General features: G+C 57.4%; 13 protein-coding genes, 1 tRNA gene and 1 pseudogene. 11 read left to right on the plus strand and 4 right to left on the minus strand.

Going from position 1 to position 16,020, the window contains the following annotated elements; genetic code table 11:
- Nucleotides 1-213: 213 nt before the first annotated feature.
- From ACP7A2_RS05890 to ACP7A2_RS05910, 5 genes are all read left to right on the plus strand, one after another.
- On the plus strand, nucleotides 214-2,784 hold the full coding sequence (locus tag ACP7A2_RS05890; protein ID WP_426133469.1) for an autotransporter outer membrane beta-barrel domain-containing protein: 2,571 nt from the start codon (nucleotides 214-216) through the stop codon (nucleotides 2,782-2,784).
- Between the two features lie 183 nt (nucleotides 2,785-2,967).
- A complete protein-coding gene (locus ACP7A2_RS05895) occupies nucleotides 2,968-3,519 on the plus strand; it encodes a hypothetical protein (protein WP_426133470.1) in 552 nt (183 codons plus the stop codon).
- Nucleotides 3,520-4,220: 701 nt separating this feature from the next.
- Complete coding sequence (locus ACP7A2_RS05900) at nucleotides 4,221-4,901, plus strand: CsgG/HfaB family protein (protein WP_348055798.1); 681 nt, start codon at nucleotides 4,221-4,223, stop codon at nucleotides 4,899-4,901.
- A gap of 28 nt (nucleotides 4,902-4,929) precedes the next feature.
- Nucleotides 4,930-5,292, plus strand: a complete 363-nt coding sequence (locus tag ACP7A2_RS05905) for a DUF4810 domain-containing protein (protein WP_348055796.1) — start codon at nucleotides 4,930-4,932, stop codon at nucleotides 5,290-5,292.
- Nucleotides 5,289-5,939 carry a DUF799 domain-containing protein gene (locus tag ACP7A2_RS05910; protein WP_375070456.1) on the plus strand — a complete coding sequence of 217 codons (651 nt, stop codon included), beginning with the start codon at nucleotides 5,289-5,291 and terminating at the stop codon, nucleotides 5,937-5,939. Before ACP7A2_RS05905 ends, ACP7A2_RS05910 begins: the two co-directional genes overlap by 4 nt.
- Before the next feature lie 53 nt (nucleotides 5,940-5,992).
- Here the strand turns inward: ACP7A2_RS05910 and ACP7A2_RS05915 are convergent, their stop codons facing one another.
- Nucleotides 5,993-7,480, minus strand: coding sequence for a M10 family metallopeptidase C-terminal domain-containing protein (locus ACP7A2_RS05915; protein WP_426133471.1), 1,488 nt, complete (start codon nucleotides 7,478-7,480; stop codon nucleotides 5,993-5,995).
- A gap of 672 nt (nucleotides 7,481-8,152) precedes the next feature.
- Here ACP7A2_RS05915 and ACP7A2_RS05920 point away from each other — a divergent pair.
- The 3 genes from ACP7A2_RS05920 (at nucleotide 8,153) to ACP7A2_RS05930 (ending at nucleotide 11,111) form a co-directional block, all read left to right on the plus strand.
- On the plus strand, nucleotides 8,153-9,793 hold the full coding sequence (locus tag ACP7A2_RS05920) for a vWA domain-containing protein (protein ID WP_426133472.1): 1,641 nt from the start codon (nucleotides 8,153-8,155) through the stop codon (nucleotides 9,791-9,793).
- Between the two features lie 143 nt (nucleotides 9,794-9,936).
- Complete coding sequence (locus ACP7A2_RS05925; protein ID WP_426133473.1) at nucleotides 9,937-10,509, plus strand: RNA polymerase sigma factor; 573 nt, start codon at nucleotides 9,937-9,939, stop codon at nucleotides 10,507-10,509.
- A complete protein-coding gene (locus ACP7A2_RS05930) occupies nucleotides 10,506-11,111 on the plus strand; it encodes a hypothetical protein (protein ID WP_426133474.1) in 606 nt (201 codons plus the stop codon). The genes ACP7A2_RS05925 and ACP7A2_RS05930 overlap by 4 nt, the downstream gene beginning before the upstream one ends.
- Before the next feature lie 292 nt (nucleotides 11,112-11,403).
- On the opposite strand, the gene ACP7A2_RS05935 is transcribed toward ACP7A2_RS05930, so the two are convergent.
- Nucleotides 11,404-11,655, minus strand: coding sequence for a hypothetical protein (locus ACP7A2_RS05935; RefSeq protein WP_426133475.1), 252 nt, complete (start codon nucleotides 11,653-11,655; stop codon nucleotides 11,404-11,406).
- Nucleotides 11,656-12,326: 671 nt separating this feature from the next.
- On the opposite strand from ACP7A2_RS05935, the gene ACP7A2_RS05940 reads away from it, so the two are divergent.
- From ACP7A2_RS05940 to ACP7A2_RS05950, 3 genes are all read left to right on the plus strand, one after another.
- Nucleotides 12,327-12,641 carry a hypothetical protein gene (locus ACP7A2_RS05940; RefSeq protein WP_426133476.1) on the plus strand — a complete coding sequence of 105 codons (315 nt, stop codon included), beginning with the start codon at nucleotides 12,327-12,329 and terminating at the stop codon, nucleotides 12,639-12,641.
- A 274-nt stretch (nucleotides 12,642-12,915) separates the two neighbouring features.
- Nucleotides 12,916-13,167, plus strand: a complete 252-nt coding sequence (locus ACP7A2_RS05945; RefSeq protein ID WP_012724084.1) for a hypothetical protein — start codon at nucleotides 12,916-12,918, stop codon at nucleotides 13,165-13,167.
- A gap of 274 nt (nucleotides 13,168-13,441) precedes the next feature.
- The gene (locus tag ACP7A2_RS05950; RefSeq protein ID WP_426133562.1) at nucleotides 13,442-13,885 is read left to right on the plus strand and encodes a hypothetical protein; all 444 of its coding nucleotides are present in this window, start codon (nucleotides 13,442-13,444) and stop codon (nucleotides 13,883-13,885) included.
- Nucleotides 13,886-15,348: 1,463 nt separating this feature from the next.
- Here the strand turns inward: ACP7A2_RS05950 and ACP7A2_RS05955 are convergent.
- Both ACP7A2_RS05955 and ACP7A2_RS05960 read right to left on the minus strand, forming a co-directional pair.
- Nucleotides 15,349-15,708 (minus strand): annotated as a pseudogene (locus tag ACP7A2_RS05955) (DUF927 domain-containing protein); the annotation flags it as partial.
- Nucleotides 15,709-15,894: 186 nt separating this feature from the next.
- Nucleotides 15,895-15,971, minus strand: a tRNA-Arg gene (locus ACP7A2_RS05960).
- Nucleotides 15,972-16,020: the final 49 nt, after the last annotated feature.

Below are 16,020 nucleotides of genomic sequence, written 5' to 3' on the forward strand. Positions count from 1 at the left end.
GGACTGCAGCGTTTTCTAATGACATTAAGGATTAATGTGAACCTCGCCTCCCGTTTCCCCTCTCTGCCACCGCCCGCTGCGGTGCACTTGCACGCGCCTGCGTTTCAGAAAGGCGCGCCGGGGGGACGCATTCGGATCAATTGATCCTTCGCTTAGAAAATCTACGGCCGCCGGGCCTATTGGCGGCTTTGACTGTAGTTCATGGAGTTTGAAATGAAGCGCAAGCAGTTCCAGAAAACCTTGTTGGCCCTGATGGTCAGTGCGGGTGCCGCGCATGTTGGTGCAGTGGAGTTCGACGTCAGCACCGGGCAAAACAAGTGGAAGGGTCAGGTGTTCAACGAGCCTGTTACCCTGGTCGGTTCACGTAACTTGGTGGCCACCCAGCGTTATATCGATGGGGCCAGTGTTGCCGAGACCGATATTCAGGGTTCGCTGATCAATCGCGCCGATTACACCATTGATGGCAGCGGCCTCAACACTCGCGGGTTTGTGGTGGATGGCGCGATAGAGTCAGACCTCCTTGCCCGAGGCGGCATTATTACTGGCGATGTGATCCAGACCGGTACGATCCGGCTGACTAACCAGTCGTGGGCTGAGGGGTTTGAGGTAGGTGCCGCGAACGTGGGCGGCAGTGTGATCAACACCGGGACTATCGTTACCGTTGACGTACCGGGTTCCGGCCCGGACAGCGACGGCGAGGGTATTTACCTCAACGGCACCACGGTAGGCGGCGATGTGGTCAACTCCGGCCTGGTGGACGTCACGTCCTATTACGGCTTCGGCTTGATCCTGGACACCCACAACGATTTGCCGGTGACCGTCGGCGGCAAGATTCTCAATTCCGGGACCATTCGCGTTACCGGTGAAGAGGCGCTGGGCATTGAGGTTGAAACCGACACCAGTGACCTGCGCATTGAGAACAGCGGGTTGGTGACGGTCAACGGCGGCCTGGCCAGGGCGGTCCGGTTCAACTCCGGTACGTACGATTACCTGCTCAACACCGGCACCATCGAAGCCAACGGCACCAACGCTGTCGCCATCGATGTGACCGGCGCTACCTTTACCCAGAACCCGCAGACGGGCGCGCGCGGCATCGTCAACCGGGGTCTGATCAAGGCCGATAGCACGGCGATCCTGGTCGACCCTGACTACCAAACCTCGCCCTTTGAAATCAACCAGCAAGCCGGCGAAATCCGCAGCAACTCCGGCACCGCCATCGACGCTGCCAACCTGGCCACGTTGAACTGGACCGGCGGCAAAATCACTGGCGATCTGCTCAACCTGAGCGCGGTCAACGTCGCAGGCGTTGCCGATTTCACCGGCAGCCGCATCATTGCGCCGGTCTCGGTCAACTCGGGCTCGCTGAACCTCTCGGCGCCCGGCACCACGATCACTGGCGACCTCAACGTCGCGAGCGGCGCGGGCATTGATATGCACCTGTCCGACAGCGTTGTGCCGACCACGCCGTACCTGACCGTCAACGGTAATGCCACGTTCGCGCAGGCTTCGAAGGTCACTGTCAGCGCGCAACCCGGCGACTTCGCCCGCACCAACAACGGCACGCAATACACCCTGCTGCAAGCCACCAGCCTGCAGAACAACGGCCTCTCGGTGGCGAGTTCTTCATCGCTGCTCGACGTGCTCAGCTACTCGACTGACGCGCAGACGGTCAAGGCCGTGGTTGCGGTTAAAGACAATCAGCAAGTGCAGCAGGAACTGGCCGGTGTCGGCGCCAGCGCTGCCGCCGCCACGGCGGTCAACACCTTCAAAAACGATGTGCTGAGCGAGCTCGGCACGAACGACCAAGTGTTCCAGGCCCTGGCCAACGCCGGTACTGCGCAGCAACTGGCGCAAGTCAGCGAACAGCTCAAGCCGGACGTCAACCGTGGCGCGCTGGACGTGGCGTTTTCGGGCCAAACCGTGGTTAACGGCGCGATCTTCAACCGCCTCACCGACCAGCGCGAAAGCCACCAGGTCGGCGGCGTGTGGTTGCAGGGCTTGAGCAGCAACATGGACCAGGACGGGCGTGGCGGTAACAACGGCTACTCGGCCAACAGCAGCGGCATGGCCGTGGGTGTGGACGGGCGCGTGAACGACACCACCACCCTGGGCGTGGCCTACAGCTACCTCAATTCCAACATCCATTCGGATTTGGGCAACAAGACCGACGTCGAAGGCCACGCGCTGTCGCTGTATGGCAACTGGTCGCTGCAAAACTGGTTTGCCGATGGCAGCCTCAGCTACGGCCATAACGACAACGACAGCAAACGTCATGTGGCGGGCACCACGGCCAAGGGCAGTTACGACAGCAATGTGCTGTCGGCCAGTGTGATCGGTGGTTACAGCTTCAAGCCGTCGCAGGCGGTCGTGATCGAGCCACGCGTGGCGGCACGTTATTCCAACGTGCGCATGGATGGCTTCACGGAGAAGGGCTCGTCGGCCGCGCTGAGCACCGGTTCGCAACGTTATGAAGTGGGCGAACTGGGCGCCGGTATTCGTCTGGCGGGCAACCTGCCTTTGGGCGCTGGCAGCCTGCAACCGGAAGCGACGTTGATGGCGTATCACGACCTGATGGGCGACCGCGTGGCACAAACCTCAAGCTTCGTGGCCGGCGGCTCGGCGTTTACCGTCACCGGCGCTTCGGTGGCGCGTGACAGCTACGAAGCCAGTGTGGGTGTGAATTACAAGGTGTCGGACTTCACCGTCGGCGCCAGCTACACCCGCCAGGCCCGCAGCGGCTTCGACGCAGACGGCGTAATGCTCAAAGCACGCTACGCCTTCTAAACCTCACCACCTCAACCCTGTCGGAGCGGGCTTGCCCGCGATAGCGGTGGTTCAGTCGACAGATGTGCTGACTGACCCACCGCCTTCGCGGGCAAGCCCGCTCCCACATGTGGCTTTCGGCCACATCAACTTCATGAACCGCGCGCCTGTTCCATCGCAACAGGTCGTCGCAGGGAGTATTCAATGCGTTTTGCTACATGGATTTTGCTGGCCGTCGCAACGTTGCTTGCCGGCTGCAACACCACACCGTACGACAGGGCGACGGTTTATTACGATCGCGCGCAGTACCTGTCTGACCTGGTCAAAAACTTCCCGGGTATCACCGAGCCGATTGTTCAGCATGGCCGTTGTGCAGTCACCATCACTACACCGAACTCCAATACCGGCACTTACTACTTTTGTACTTTTGCGCTGACGACCAATGACCTGTACGTGATGGGTTGGAATGGCAAAACCATGAAGTATGAAGAACTGGCAAACGTGAATCTGTCAGCCATCAAGAAGATCTCGATCTGGTCTTTCTTCCGCGCCAGGCAACTACAGCTGACGGAGGGCCAGCGGCTATTGGGGTTGAGCGTAACGATTGATGACGGCGGGTATGACGACGGTGCCGCGACCGAGCGGTTGTTCGACACCCTCAAAAGCAAAGGCATTACCGTGGTGAAAAGCGAGGGGCAGATCAAACCGCCACCTGCGCCCGCGCCGATGTTTATTCCGATCGTCATTCCCCGATAATCCCGTGCTGGAAGCCGCGATCCCGGCAGCACAACCGACCCCCTGTGGGAGCGGGCTTGCTCGCGAAAGCGGTGGGTCAGCCACTGAAGATATTGACTGACCCACCGCTATCGCGGGCAAGCCCGCTCCCACATGTTTGACTGTGTGTATCAGAACAGCTGGTGCTGCAAGGGCTTACCCAGGCGCTACACGTTTTAAGCTACATCGCCTAACCCCTGTGGGAGCGGGCTTGCTCGCGAAAGCGGTGGGTCAGTCGCTGAAAGTAGTGGCAGGTCTACCGCCTTCGCGGGCAAGCCCGCTCCCACATTTTGACTGTGGGTATCGTCGCGGTTGCCGTTGGGCGGTGATACGCCTACGCGGTACCAAAACCGCTTGAGTACCGCGATCAACCCCGTAAAATGCCGCAGCACATGCTACAGAGCATTTTTCAAGGATGAATCAAGCAATGCGCATTTCTGCTTATCTCCCGGCCTCCTGCTTTTCAGCGGGCAGCGCCTGCCCAGCCGCGCGGCTCCGCGCCGGGCATTCTCTCCAAAACAGTTACCTGCCTGCTCGACACTGCTGATGTTGAAGCGGTGGGCAAATGCGCGCGTTTTTCCAGACACGTCTGACAGCTTCGACTTGGCTGACGGCGTACACAACATCCCTTGCCGCTGGTTTTACCTGCGGCAACGGCTGATTTCTCACTTCAGGAGCACCCCGTGAAAACACTCTGCAAAATCCTGCTGTCGGGCCTTACCGCCGCCGCATTGCTGACCGTGGCCGGTTGCGCCACCGAGAGCAACCGCGCGATGCCGGTGGAACAAGTCGCCAGCGCCAGCGTCGCCTATTCCGGCGTGCGCGTGCCGATTGCCGTGGGCAAGTTCGACAACCGCTCCAGCTACATGCGCGGCATCTTCTCCGACGGCGTCGACCGCCTCGGTGGCCAGGCCAAGACCATCCTGATCACTCACCTGCAACAGACCAACCGCTTCAGCGTGCTGGACCGCGACAACATGGGCGAAATCTCCCAGGAAGCCGCGATCAAAGGCACCGCGCAAAAGCTCAAGGGTGCTGACTATGTGGTGACGGGCGACGTAACCGAGTTCGGCCGCAAAGAGACCGGCGACCGCCAACTGTTCGGCATTCTTGGCCGTGGCAAAACCCAGGTGGCTTACGCCAAAGTCGCGCTGAATATCGTCAACATCAGTACTTCCGAAGTGGTGTATTCCACCCAGGGCGCCGGTGAATACGCCCTGTCCAACCGCGAAATCGTGGGCTTCGGCGGCACCGCCAGCTACGACTCCACCCTCAATGGCAAGGTCCTCGACCTGGCCATGCGCGAAGCGATCAACCGCCTGGTAGACGGCATCAACGCAGGCGCCTGGAACCCGCGCAAGTGACAGTCACACCCACAGGAGCAGCACACGGATGAACAAGGCAGTAAAGTTGGCGCTGATGCTGACAGCAATCGCGACGGTCGCCGGGTGCCAGACGGCGCCCCAACCCCTGTATCAATGGGAAAGCTACCAGCCGCAGGTTTACGAATACTTCAAGGGCGAGCCGAAAGAAGCCCAGGTGGAAGCACTGGAGCGTGACCTGCAAAAGATCAACGCCAGTGGCCGCAAGGCGCCGCCGGGTTACCACGCGCACCTGGGCCTGCTGTACCTCGGCCTGGGCAAGGATGACCAGATGGTGCAGGAACTGCGCACCGAGAAGGCCTTGTTCCCTGAGTCCGCCGCGTACATGGACTTTCTGCTGAAAAACGCCAAGACCGGAGTCGCCAAAAAATGAGCCTGTTAAAACTCACCGGCGCCCTGCTGGCCCTGGCCTTGCTCGGCGGTTGCGCGGCCCCCAAAACCATCGACTACACGGCGTACAAGCAAGCGCGCCCGAAATCGATCCTGGTATTGCCGCCGATCAATGAGTCGCCCGAAGTGCAGGCGTCTTACAGCCTGGTGTCGCAAGTGACCTACCCGTTGGCCGAAGCCGGCTACTACGTGTTGCCGATCGCCCTGGTGGACGAAACCTTCCGTCAGAACGGCCTGACCACTGCCAACGATATCCAGGCAGTCGCGCCGGGCAAGCTGCACGACATCTTTGGTGCGGACGCAGCGCTGTATATCACCGTCAGCGAGTACGGCACCAAGTACATGCTCATCTCCAGCGACACCTCCGTGACCGCCTCGGCCAAGCTGGTGGATTTGCGCACCGGCACCACGTTGTGGACCGGTGCGGCGCGGGCTTCGAGCGAGGAAGGCAACAATAACAGCGGCGGCCTGGTGGGCATGCTGATCACGGCGGCAGTCAAGCAAGTGATCAACAGCTCCACCGATGCGGCGCACCCGATTGCCGGTATCACCAGTGCGCGCCTGCTGTCGGCGGGGCAACGCACCGGGATTCTGTACGGGCCGCGCAATCCGAAGTACGGCACTGACTGATCTGCCGAACAAAGCCTTTGCTGGCCCCCCGGTCAGCAAAGGTTTCCAGGTACTCAGTTCACCAGAATGTCCTTCGGTTTGATCACCTGCGTGCTCTTCACCAGAAAGTCCGGACGGCGATTGCCGGTCAGGTCGATGGCGACGAAGTAGCGGTAGGTGTGCGGGTTGTAACTCACGATTGCCTCTCCCACGCGCCCGGTGAATGCATTGACCAGGGTAAGGCGTGCATTGGCCTGTTTTTCCAGCCCGCGCAGGTCGAGTTTGTCTGTGCCCGAGGTGAAATCCGTGAACAGCCGGGCATTGGCGAAGCTTGATTCGCGTGCCGTATTGAAGACGAAACGCGGTCGTGCCATGGGCGCATCAATCGGTGGTTTCAGGATCGGGCTATTGAGGGGGAGGATATCCGCAGGCCGGACTCGCCCATGGGTCATGATCAACAGGTTTGCTCTGCCATCACCCGTCAGGTCGACGGACACCGAACCCCTGCCACTTTTCTCGTCATGGGTGATCAGCGCTTCACCTGCCTTGCCGCTCCAGGCATTGACGAAGGAAAGTGAAGCCAGGCCTGCGTTGCGCAACGCTCCCGATACGTCGATGGTGTCGATGCCGCTGATGAAATCCATGATTTCATCAGGGTTTTCAGGCGTGGAGTCGTTGGCGGAGTGATAGATGAAGCTGTCGGCGCCCCTGCCTCCGCGCAAACGATCGGCACCCAACCCGCCGGTGAGGCGGTTGTTCTCATCGTTGCCAATCAGCGCATCATGGCCTGAACCGCCGATGGCGTTTTCGATGGTGCAATCGCGGGCGATGGAAACGTTGCCCTTCAAGTCGCCTATATCGGAGAACGAGCCCGCCTTCAGGTTGATGACTTGATTGTCGTAGTAACCCGAAGCGTCCAGCGTGTCGATGCCAGCGCCGTCCCAAATGCAGAAAGTGGCTGTGTCACGGGAAGTGTTCAGCGAGTAATAGTCCCTCCCGCTGTTTGAATTGAAGCCATAGGTGTTGTTCTCCCTACGGGTTTGAGTGTTCGCGCCGTACTTGTGTTGAATGCTGCTGATGTCATCCATCATCGGTGCTTTGGGCCTGTCGCCAATACGTTTGCCACTGTAGCTGTCTGACACATAACTCATCACGGTGTGGGCGCGTGAGTCTTCTGCGTAGTCGCGCAGTTCCGCGAAGTCGGCTTCAGTGCGTGTTTCATCTTTGCCTCTGTGATTGTAATTGCTCGGATGAGGCAGCCCGAGGCTGTGGCCGATCTCATGCGTTAACGTTGGGCGGGTCACATAGTTTGGGTTGTAGCGGGTGTCTCCGTTATTGGAATAGGGGCCGGGAGGAACGCCAGAGGCAGTTGTCTCATCGCTCGAAATACCAAAAGACAAGCGGCCTTCGGCCCGGCCGCCGTTTTCAGTGAAGACCACGTTAGCCACATCTCCCCAGGACTGAATGGCGCGCCGCGCCTCTTGTTTTTGGAGTTCGTTGAACGCGACACCTCTAATGGAATTGAAGTAGTAGGCTATTTCGGTCTTGTTATTACGGTTCAAGTCCTGCCATGTGGGCATATGCCGTGTGAGCTGCTCAACGGCTCGTTGCTTATCAAAAGATTGCTTGTTGACTCTACTGATATAGGGGTCGTTCGCGCGTTGAGTGGCGTCATGGTTGCCTTCGTTCGTGTTTGCATTATCCGGAGAAGGAGTGACCAAACGACGATGTTGTTGGATGTCTCGTGGTGGCGCCGATCGCACAAAAGGGTGCCGGGTGGAGGCTTGGGTAAAAGGTCGCCACACCGGCCGTACAAGGGAAGGACGTTGAGCGTGCTGGGTGTCGGTTGGCGTTAGGGGATAGAAAGGCGTTCTCGACTCTATTTTCAAGAGGGTTATTTCCGCTGTGTGTTTACACTCATCCTTACTGCGTCAAGCCCGCAAATTCCCTTTGCCGAGTGTAAAACTGCCAGTGCGGGAATAGATTTCCAAAGGTCGATATGTGTCCTGGTAAATCCTTGCGTGCCGCCTACAAGCTGTTGATGCAGGTCGTTTTTTAATGCACGCACTGTTTGATCTCAGGGTTCACGCCCGCTATTGCTGGATGGGCGGCAGTCAACGGGTTTACCCACTGTCACCTGTACGGATTTTCCGAGTATTGCCGGCCTTTAACCCGAACCATGGAAGCCTTGCGTCTGACCTTGTGAGCGAACCATTCATACACGAGGTTAAGCCATGTCCCGTCCACCTTTGTACCTGCGTCCTGCAGCCCAAGGCTTCACCGTTACGCTGCTGGTAGCGCTGGCAGGTTGCGGGCTGTCTTCCTCCCGTGATGTGCCAAAGCCAGCCGACGCAGCGCCCATCTCCGAACTGCAAAGCGAACCTGTCCAGGGTGCAATGAGCAAACGCATGGCTTTGCCCGCGCCCATGGCCACGCGCCTGGCGATGCAGGATTCGACGGCGATGCAAACCCGCAGCGAGCCCCGTGAGCAATACGCACACCTGCCGGAAAACCCGGTGCACCGGGTCGCCGAAACGCCCGTCTCAACCTTCAGTGTCGACGTCGACACCGGCAGCTATGCCAACGTAAGACGTTTCCTCAACCAAGGCAGCCTGCCACCCGAAGGTGCTGTGCGACTGGAGGAAATGGTCAATTACTTCCCCTACAACTATGCGTTGCCCGCCGACGGCTCGCCCTTTGGTGTGACCACCGAAGTGGCCGCCACGCCGTGGAACCCACAGACCCAATTGCTGCGCATCGGCATCAAAGCCTCCGACCGTGCCGTGGCCGACCTGGCGCCAGCCAACCTGGTATTCCTGGTGGATGTGTCGGGCTCCATGAACCGCCGCGAAGGCCTGCCGCTGGTGAAAAGCACCCTGAAGTTGCTGGTGGACCAACTGCGTGCTCAAGACCGCGTATCGCTGGTGGCCTACGCCGGTGAATCCCGTGTGGTGCTTGAACCGACCTCCGGGCGCGATAAAACCAAAATTCGAAACGCCATCGATCAACTCACCGCAGGCGGCGCCACCGCCGGTGCATCCGGCATCGAACTGGCCTATCAGATGGCACGCGCGGGCTTTATCGACAAGGGCATCAACCGCATCCTGCTGGCCACCGACGGTGACTTCAACGTGGGCATCAGCGACTTCGACAGCCTCAAGCAGATGGCCGTTGACCAGCGCAAAAACGGTGTCTCACTGACCACCTTGGGCTTTGGCGTGGATAACTACAACGAACACCTGATGGAGCAACTGGCCGATGCCGGCGATGGCAACTACGCGTATATCGACAACCTGCGCGAAGCGCGCAAGGTGCTGGTGGATCAGCTGAGTTCAACCCTGGCAGTGGTGGCGCGGGATGTGAAATTGCAGGTGGAATTCAACCCGGCCCACGTCAGCGAATACCGGCTGCTCGGCTATGAAAACCGCGCCTTGAAGCGTGAGGATTTCAACAATGACAAGGTCGATGCCGGAGAAATTGGCGCAGGGCATACGGTGACCGCGCTGTACGAAATTGTGCCGAAGGGCGAGAAGGGCTGGCTGGAGCCGCTGCGTTATGCCGCCTCGCCTGCGGTTGGCAACCCATCCGAGGAGCTGGCAATGGTGCGTGTGCGCTACAAGCCGGCTGCTGGGGGTGAGAGTCAATTGATCGAGCGGCCAGTGCGCAACCCATCCACCAACGCCAGCGACGACCTGCGCTTCTCGGCAGCAGTGGCCGCCTTCGCCCAACAGCTCAAGGGCGATGGCCGCTACACTGGCAGCATGAGTTTGCAGGACACCGCCGCCCTGGCCCGCTCGGCCCGAGGCGACGACCCGTTCGGCTTGCGTAATGAATTCGTGCAACTGGTGGAGTTGGCGCAGAGCCTCAAGCGCTAACGACGATCAAATGTGGGAGCGGGCTTGCTCGCGAACGCGGTGTATCAATTAACAGATTTGTTAGCTGACCCACCGCATTCGCGAGCAAGCCCGCTCCCAGGCTTGGATCGATTTCGACTGTCAGAAAGGAGTTCGCCACCCACATGGCCGTTCCAGAAGAATCACCCAGCGACGAATCGCTGTTGGCCCGCTACCGAACCGGCGACGCTGCCGCGTTCGAAGTCTTGTACACGCGACACCGCCAAGGCCTGTACCGGTTTCTCGTGTCCTTGAGCAACAAGGCCGAACTGGCCGAAGAAGTGTATCAAGACACCTGGCTCAGCCTGATCCGCAGCACCACCCAGCCACAGGGGCGGGCGAGTTTTCGTACGTGGCTGTTCCAGATTGCCCGCAACCGCCTGATCGATCACTGGCGCAAGCACGGCATGCACAACCCACTGCACGACAGCTACGACGAACAACTGCACGCCCAGGCCGACGACAGCGCCGGCCCCGAGCAACAACTGAGCCTGAGCCGCGACCAGGCGCGCCTCGACGCCGCGCTGCAAGACCTGCCCGAAGACCAGCGCGAAGTCTTCCTGCTGCGCCTGCACGGTGAACTCGAAGTGCCGCAAATCGCCGCCCTCACCAAAACCCCGCTGGAAACCGTGAAAAGCCGCCTGCGCTACGCCCAGCAGAAACTGCGCCGCCTGCTGGCCGAGGAGATACCCGTATGACCGACTCCCGACACACCCAGGGTTCCGACGACGTGTTACTGCAACACGTTCGTCAACACAGCACCGGCGAACCCCCAGCGTCCCTCGACGCCCTCATCCTCAACACCGCCCGCCGCGAAGCCCCGGCGCCGCAGCCAAGCCTGTGGCAACGCTGGCTGCAAGCCTGCCAGCGCCCGCGTTGGCAGATGGCATTTGCCACCGTCGCCGGTGTCGCGCTGTTGGTCGGCGTGGTGATGCGCTCACCCGTGCCGCAACCGGAGATATCCACAGCAACCTTCAGCGCCCTGCGCGAAGAAACCGCACGTCCTGCACCGCAAGCGTATTCCGCGCCAGCGCCCATGGCGCGGATGGCGGTTGCGCCCAAGGTAGACAGTGCGCCGGTAAACGCTGAAATTGCCGATTCGTTGGCGGATGCACCGGCGGCGAAACTGAGCAAGCGTGCACCGGCGGCGCTGCCTTCATTGGAGGAGGGCTTGCAGGAGATTGTGAGGCTGCGTGAGGCTGGGGAAACCAGGTTGGCGGATGAGAAGCTGCTGGCGTTGCACAAACGCTTTCCACAAGAGGATTTGCCTGCGCGGCTGGAGGCGTTGAAAGCCCGTTAATACAGCGCCCACAAAAAAGCCCAAGGTGTTTCGACCTGGGGCTTTTTCATCTGTGTATGGTGCCCCGGCGTCGTTTGAACTGGGCGGTAAGATGCCAGTATTTATTGGGTTTCTTTGGTGGTTCGTCGGTTAGGCATACACGTGGGCATACAGGGCGCAGTGTGCTGACGCCGTTAACGCTCTTTGTGAAGGCTCCATCGAAGCTCCTCGTGACCTAGATCCCGATGAGTGACTCGCTGTCTTCAATGGCCTCTCCATGTTGAACCCTGTGGTCCTTTCGCCACCAACACAACTACCTTGCTTTCGCGGCCTTCAGTAATTGGGTGAAGGTATTGATTGCTAGGTGGATGTCATCTTGGGTATCTCCGTCCCACTCCTCAGCCGTTTCTAACTCGGCTCGTAAGCTGACGATACGCTGTTCGATTTCTTCGATCTCAGCAGCACCGCATTGCTTAGCGATTGCCTGCCAACTGCCATCAGAGATTTTTTCGCCGAGAGCTAAGCCGGATCGGGCATTTACGATTAGGTTCTGGAGGTTACTCATCTGAGATCTCGGGTGGGTTGCAGAAAAAGGTACTGGGGACCCTGACGATATCCTGAGTACACGGGGCATGAAACCCGCGGGATCGAGTTAGTGGGAGGTGCCGGAAGTTACTGAAATTTCAATCGTTGAAATTGAAAGGATCTTGAAGAAAAAGGGCCATCGTTACAGCTTCGGTAAAGGTAGCTGTATCTGTTGCTGATAGTGAACACCTGCAGGGCATCAACCATGGTGATGGGTGTCAACCACGTCAACCTGTCAACCAACTAAGAAAATCCAGCCGCTAACACGAACGCGCGGGTTCTATGCCCCGTACCTTTAGAATGCTCCAGGGTCCCCACTATCGAACCAAAGCCAAGAACATGACCCGCCTCGCTTCGCTGGAGGAGCAATACTAAATGGGGCTAGGGGGATACCCTGATAAAACCGTGTTACGGGTGTTACGCGTGTAACTTAAGTAGGTAAGCCTATGATTTTAAATGATTTATATGGCGTTACACAGCTGTAACTGGTTTGCCGATATGCGTGTTACATGGCAAATAGGTGTTACATCAATGAATGCTCTGGGAGGAGCGGTTTGTGATGATTAAGGCGGGTCTTATCAATTAGGGGCTTTCGCTTAGAGGGCCGCTACCGCCGCTGCCCGTCGGCACCAGGGAATAAGGAGATTGATCATGTGGCTCAAAAATGTAGCATTTGCGCTGTTGATTTGCCCCCACGTCACCGCTTGCTTTAGCAAGCCATTCCAGCCCCCCACGGCCGATGCCGACTTGTGGGAGAAACCCGGCGCCAGTCATCAGGATGTGGTTGCGTCCATGTTGGCGTGTGGTGAGAAGAATGGCTCCGGCGTTGATCCCAAGGCCAGCTTCCAAGAGATGGCCCAGCGATTTGTATGTATGAAGCGTGCGGGCTATACCAGGCGTGACGGTTTCGACATCTGTGCATTGCACCCCGAGGAGCCGTTGAAGGCCTGTGAGTCGGCGCTATGAAGCCATAAAGGCATCGCACGGTATTAAAACTCGTTAGGGCGAGTTGCCCCAGGTATCTATAGGTACATCCAGCTGACTGCTTCCGGCCAAAAGCGGACGCTTATCGGCGCATGATCGAACTAAGTGCCGCCGGCGCCATAAAATTAATGTCTGACCAGTATTTTGCGCACCTAGAAGAAGCACGCGGAAGGGGTTTAACCTGAGGCAGGCTTTTAGTGATATTTTTAATACTCGGCCAATTTGAACCCCAAAACAATTAACCGCAGGAGAGAGTATGTCCGACATACCCATGATCAAATCGACGGAAGTGTTCTCTCGCCTTAGCGCATTTCATCCCAGTATCGAAGTTTGGCCAGATAGCGAGTTTTCGAATGATGGTTATGCTTACTACTGGTTGGTGGCGCACAGCGATGGCGCGACCCGTATGCTTTCCTATGTCCGCTGCAAAGACGGTGGCTGCGAGCAGCGCACCTATGATGTTGAGGGCGATGATCTTTGGATCCCAGCTGGAACGGCCGTGGCCTGACAATTCATTCAAGCCGACACCGCTTCGCGGCTTGGCTTAATTTTCAGGTATTAGGGACTGCTTTTGGCCGAGAGCGACGTTTTGGGTTACCCCTCGCTCCGCTAGATACCTGCATGAGACGCTTCGACGTCAGCAGACCTAATCCTGCAGTGCGGTGTAACCCACTTGCAATAGACACGCTCAGTTCGAATCGAGTAGTGTCTCAAAATGCTTAGCTTAATCGTTATGGATAATTTGATTCCGGAAAAGGAGTGAAGAAATTAGAAATTGGTATATATATATTTTGAAGCTTGAGCTGAACTCATGGTACGTGGGTACAGCTAAAGGGTTGAGATCAAGGCTGCGAAGTCATGGTAAAAAAAGCCCTTACTCTAAATTAAATAAAAATGGCGCCATCAGATATATAGAGAGCGGCCTCACGGGAAAGAGAAAAGCAACTCACTTACATGCGGTCTTTAGATCAATTGGCGATTGTTTCTGGGTGACAGAGATTGAAAATACTATCACTGTAGCTCTGGGGCAAAAGTATGGCTTCGATAAAGTTAGGGGTGGCTCTATAATTCACCCTTGGAATCACAAGCTAAGTGATATTAAAGTGGAAGACCTAATTCGACGATTTATTTGTAGTGATATTAGACTTAAATACAAGCTAAACGAAATAAATTTAACTCAAGAAAAGCCATTTGTCTTCCCGCTCACTCGGCGAAGGAATACATAGCAAGGCATTCAAGCACGCTCGCCGGACGCGCTTTCAGCGCGCCAGCCAAGTCCCAGTGAGACTGTCCGCTTTTGGCCGGATGCTGACTTTAGCGTTACACGCAGTGGCAGCGTTACATCGGAGGTACGCTATGTCGCCCGACTGTCTAACAGGCATGAAAGCCAATGAAACCGGGCGTTTGGTGAAGAGCGTTACACTCGTGACACCGGTTACACCAGTTTTGGAGGGGGGGCTGGATACGTGCTCTCATGCTGCCTTTCCAAATTGGCCCTACACCACATGGTTAGCCTCTAGGGTGGGTAATTGCACTCAACCTGACCACCCATCTGCATTGCACTTGCCCACTCATTTGCATTCGACTTGGCAAGTCGTTCGCACCGGATTTGACCAGCACACTGGGTGGCCCTGATTGGCAGAAGTCGACCCAATGTGGATACTGCAGAGATGAAATCACGCTCGCTTAAAAGCAACCTTAATCGCCGCACCAGCTTGACCAGCGAGCAAAGCTATCTCAGAGTTGATGACAACCTCGCTCCAAGACAATTTGGTTGCGACGCACACCATTAAATACAGCTCAGTAGCGCCCCCCGAGTTCGGTTTTGACCCAAGCAAGGGTGCCCCCTAAGGCAGCCATCGTGACTGGGATAGAGATATACCGGCTTCCGTCCGTCACCCGCATGCCGCCACGACGACATTCGAAGTGAACGGCCAGTCGTTCGTAGGTCTCAATGTTAATGCCATGCACTACGACGAAATAGCTTAAGCAATCATCTTGGTTCACTGTAGTGATCATATTTTTACAGCCTACCTCGCAGGCCAACTAGTCATTGGTGTCATAGCAGATAAATTCCGCTTTTGCCCCACTTCTGCCAGTGTCGACCGGCTGTATTGGGTCGTCTTCTTCCATCTCGCGACGGGCAGAAGACGAGCCAAAGCGGACATTTGACAGAAAGTAAGCAGTAACGAATTTTTCACTGTGGCTCCAATTCTGACCATAAACAATTGCGCCCAATGCCGGCCATTAACGTACCGTAGTCTTCAAAATTACTGGCACTCACCTCATCCTGGCTCGTCCACGTTGCTTCACACTCTTCGCACACCCACAGCGAAATATTTGTGGAGCGCACCCGCATTGCTCGAACGTAACCTTGGCTGCACCTTTGGCACTCAATCAGCATACAAATAATCTCTGACAGTACTTCGGTGTAGTCTAATCCTATCGGCTGCTTATGGCCGTTTTCTGCCTCTCGCGACGGACAGAAAACGGCCAACAGCTGTCACACTCTCATCGTTAGCGGTACTCGGCGAATGGCGGGCCAGCTCAGGACAACGGTGAAACTGGCTAGGAAAGCGTTACTCCGCCGTTACAGTGTCTTGAATGACCCCATTCACCTTACGACCCAATAAAGTCAGCACTTCAAAAATATTTGGGTCGGACGGATCAACTGCCATGCCCAACGTGGTGGGTCACACATCCCGATTTCATCCAGCACCAGGAGCCCGTCTGAGTCGCAGTCCGCCATGAACCGAGGCGGCGACTTGCAGGTGAGTGGTCTTGCCGCCGGAGCTGTCATTGTAGATGTGGAAGCCGCCCGACTCTTGCCCAAGCAAGTCCAGCAGAGGCCCTAAACGCCAAGCGGCTGTGCGTCGACTTGCTATTGCCATTGCCCCAGAAACCCTGCCGCACTGATCAGTGGCGACTGGGCATCAACCTCATAAAAAAGCAGGTGTCCGGCGTACGTGCCGATGTGTTGTTCGGCCAAAAGGCAGGCGTTTTCTTGCCAGCCCCTGGGCGTCACCAAACGTACTCGTTGGGCGCTGTCGAGGGGCGGCGTTTGACTGTAGTGCGCCCACTTTCTGTATGCCTCCAGTTGTACGAACCTCACGGCATACATAGCGGGAAGTTATATGTGTAGACAGGCACGGATAGCCAGAAACAAGAAAGCCCGCACAGGGCGGGCTTCTCGGAGTGTTTCGTAAACTGTATGAGACAGCCAGAAACTAGTATGTGGTGCACCCGGCGGGATTCGAACCCACGACCCCTGCCTTCGGAGGGCAGTACTCTATCCAGCTGAGCTACGGATGCTTGTGCGGGCGACATCATACCCATGTCGACCTTGGGCGTCCATGCTGGG

The organism is Pseudomonas sp. PWP3-1b2 (assembly GCF_049896045.1).
GTDB classification, from domain to species: domain Bacteria; phylum Pseudomonadota; class Gammaproteobacteria; order Pseudomonadales; family Pseudomonadaceae; genus Aquipseudomonas; species Aquipseudomonas antarctica_B.

Bases quoted from the DNA above. Each gene is read 5' to 3' on its own strand.
- ACP7A2_RS05890 (WP_426133469.1), top strand. From the start codon at position 214: ATGAAGCGCAAGCAGTTCCAGAAAACCTTGTTGGCCCTGATGGTCAGT.
- ACP7A2_RS05895 (WP_426133470.1), top strand. From the start codon at position 2,968: ATGCGTTTTGCTACATGGATTTTGCTGGCCGTCGCAACGTTGCTTGCC.
- ACP7A2_RS05905 (WP_348055796.1), top strand. From the start codon at position 4,930: ATGAACAAGGCAGTAAAGTTGGCGCTGATGCTGACAGCAATCGCGACG.
- ACP7A2_RS05910 (WP_375070456.1), top strand. From the start codon at position 5,289: ATGAGCCTGTTAAAACTCACCGGCGCCCTGCTGGCCCTGGCCTTGCTC.
- ACP7A2_RS05920 (WP_426133472.1), top strand. From the start codon at position 8,153: ATGTCCCGTCCACCTTTGTACCTGCGTCCTGCAGCCCAAGGCTTCACC.
- ACP7A2_RS05925 (WP_426133473.1), top strand. From the start codon at position 9,937: ATGGCCGTTCCAGAAGAATCACCCAGCGACGAATCGCTGTTGGCCCGC.
- ACP7A2_RS05930 (WP_426133474.1), top strand. From the start codon at position 10,506: ATGACCGACTCCCGACACACCCAGGGTTCCGACGACGTGTTACTGCAA.
- ACP7A2_RS05935 (WP_426133475.1), bottom strand. From the start codon at position 11,655: ATGAGTAACCTCCAGAACCTAATCGTAAATGCCCGATCCGGCTTAGCT.
- ACP7A2_RS05940 (WP_426133476.1), top strand. From the start codon at position 12,327: ATGTGGCTCAAAAATGTAGCATTTGCGCTGTTGATTTGCCCCCACGTC.
- ACP7A2_RS05945 (WP_012724084.1), top strand. From the start codon at position 12,916: ATGTCCGACATACCCATGATCAAATCGACGGAAGTGTTCTCTCGCCTT.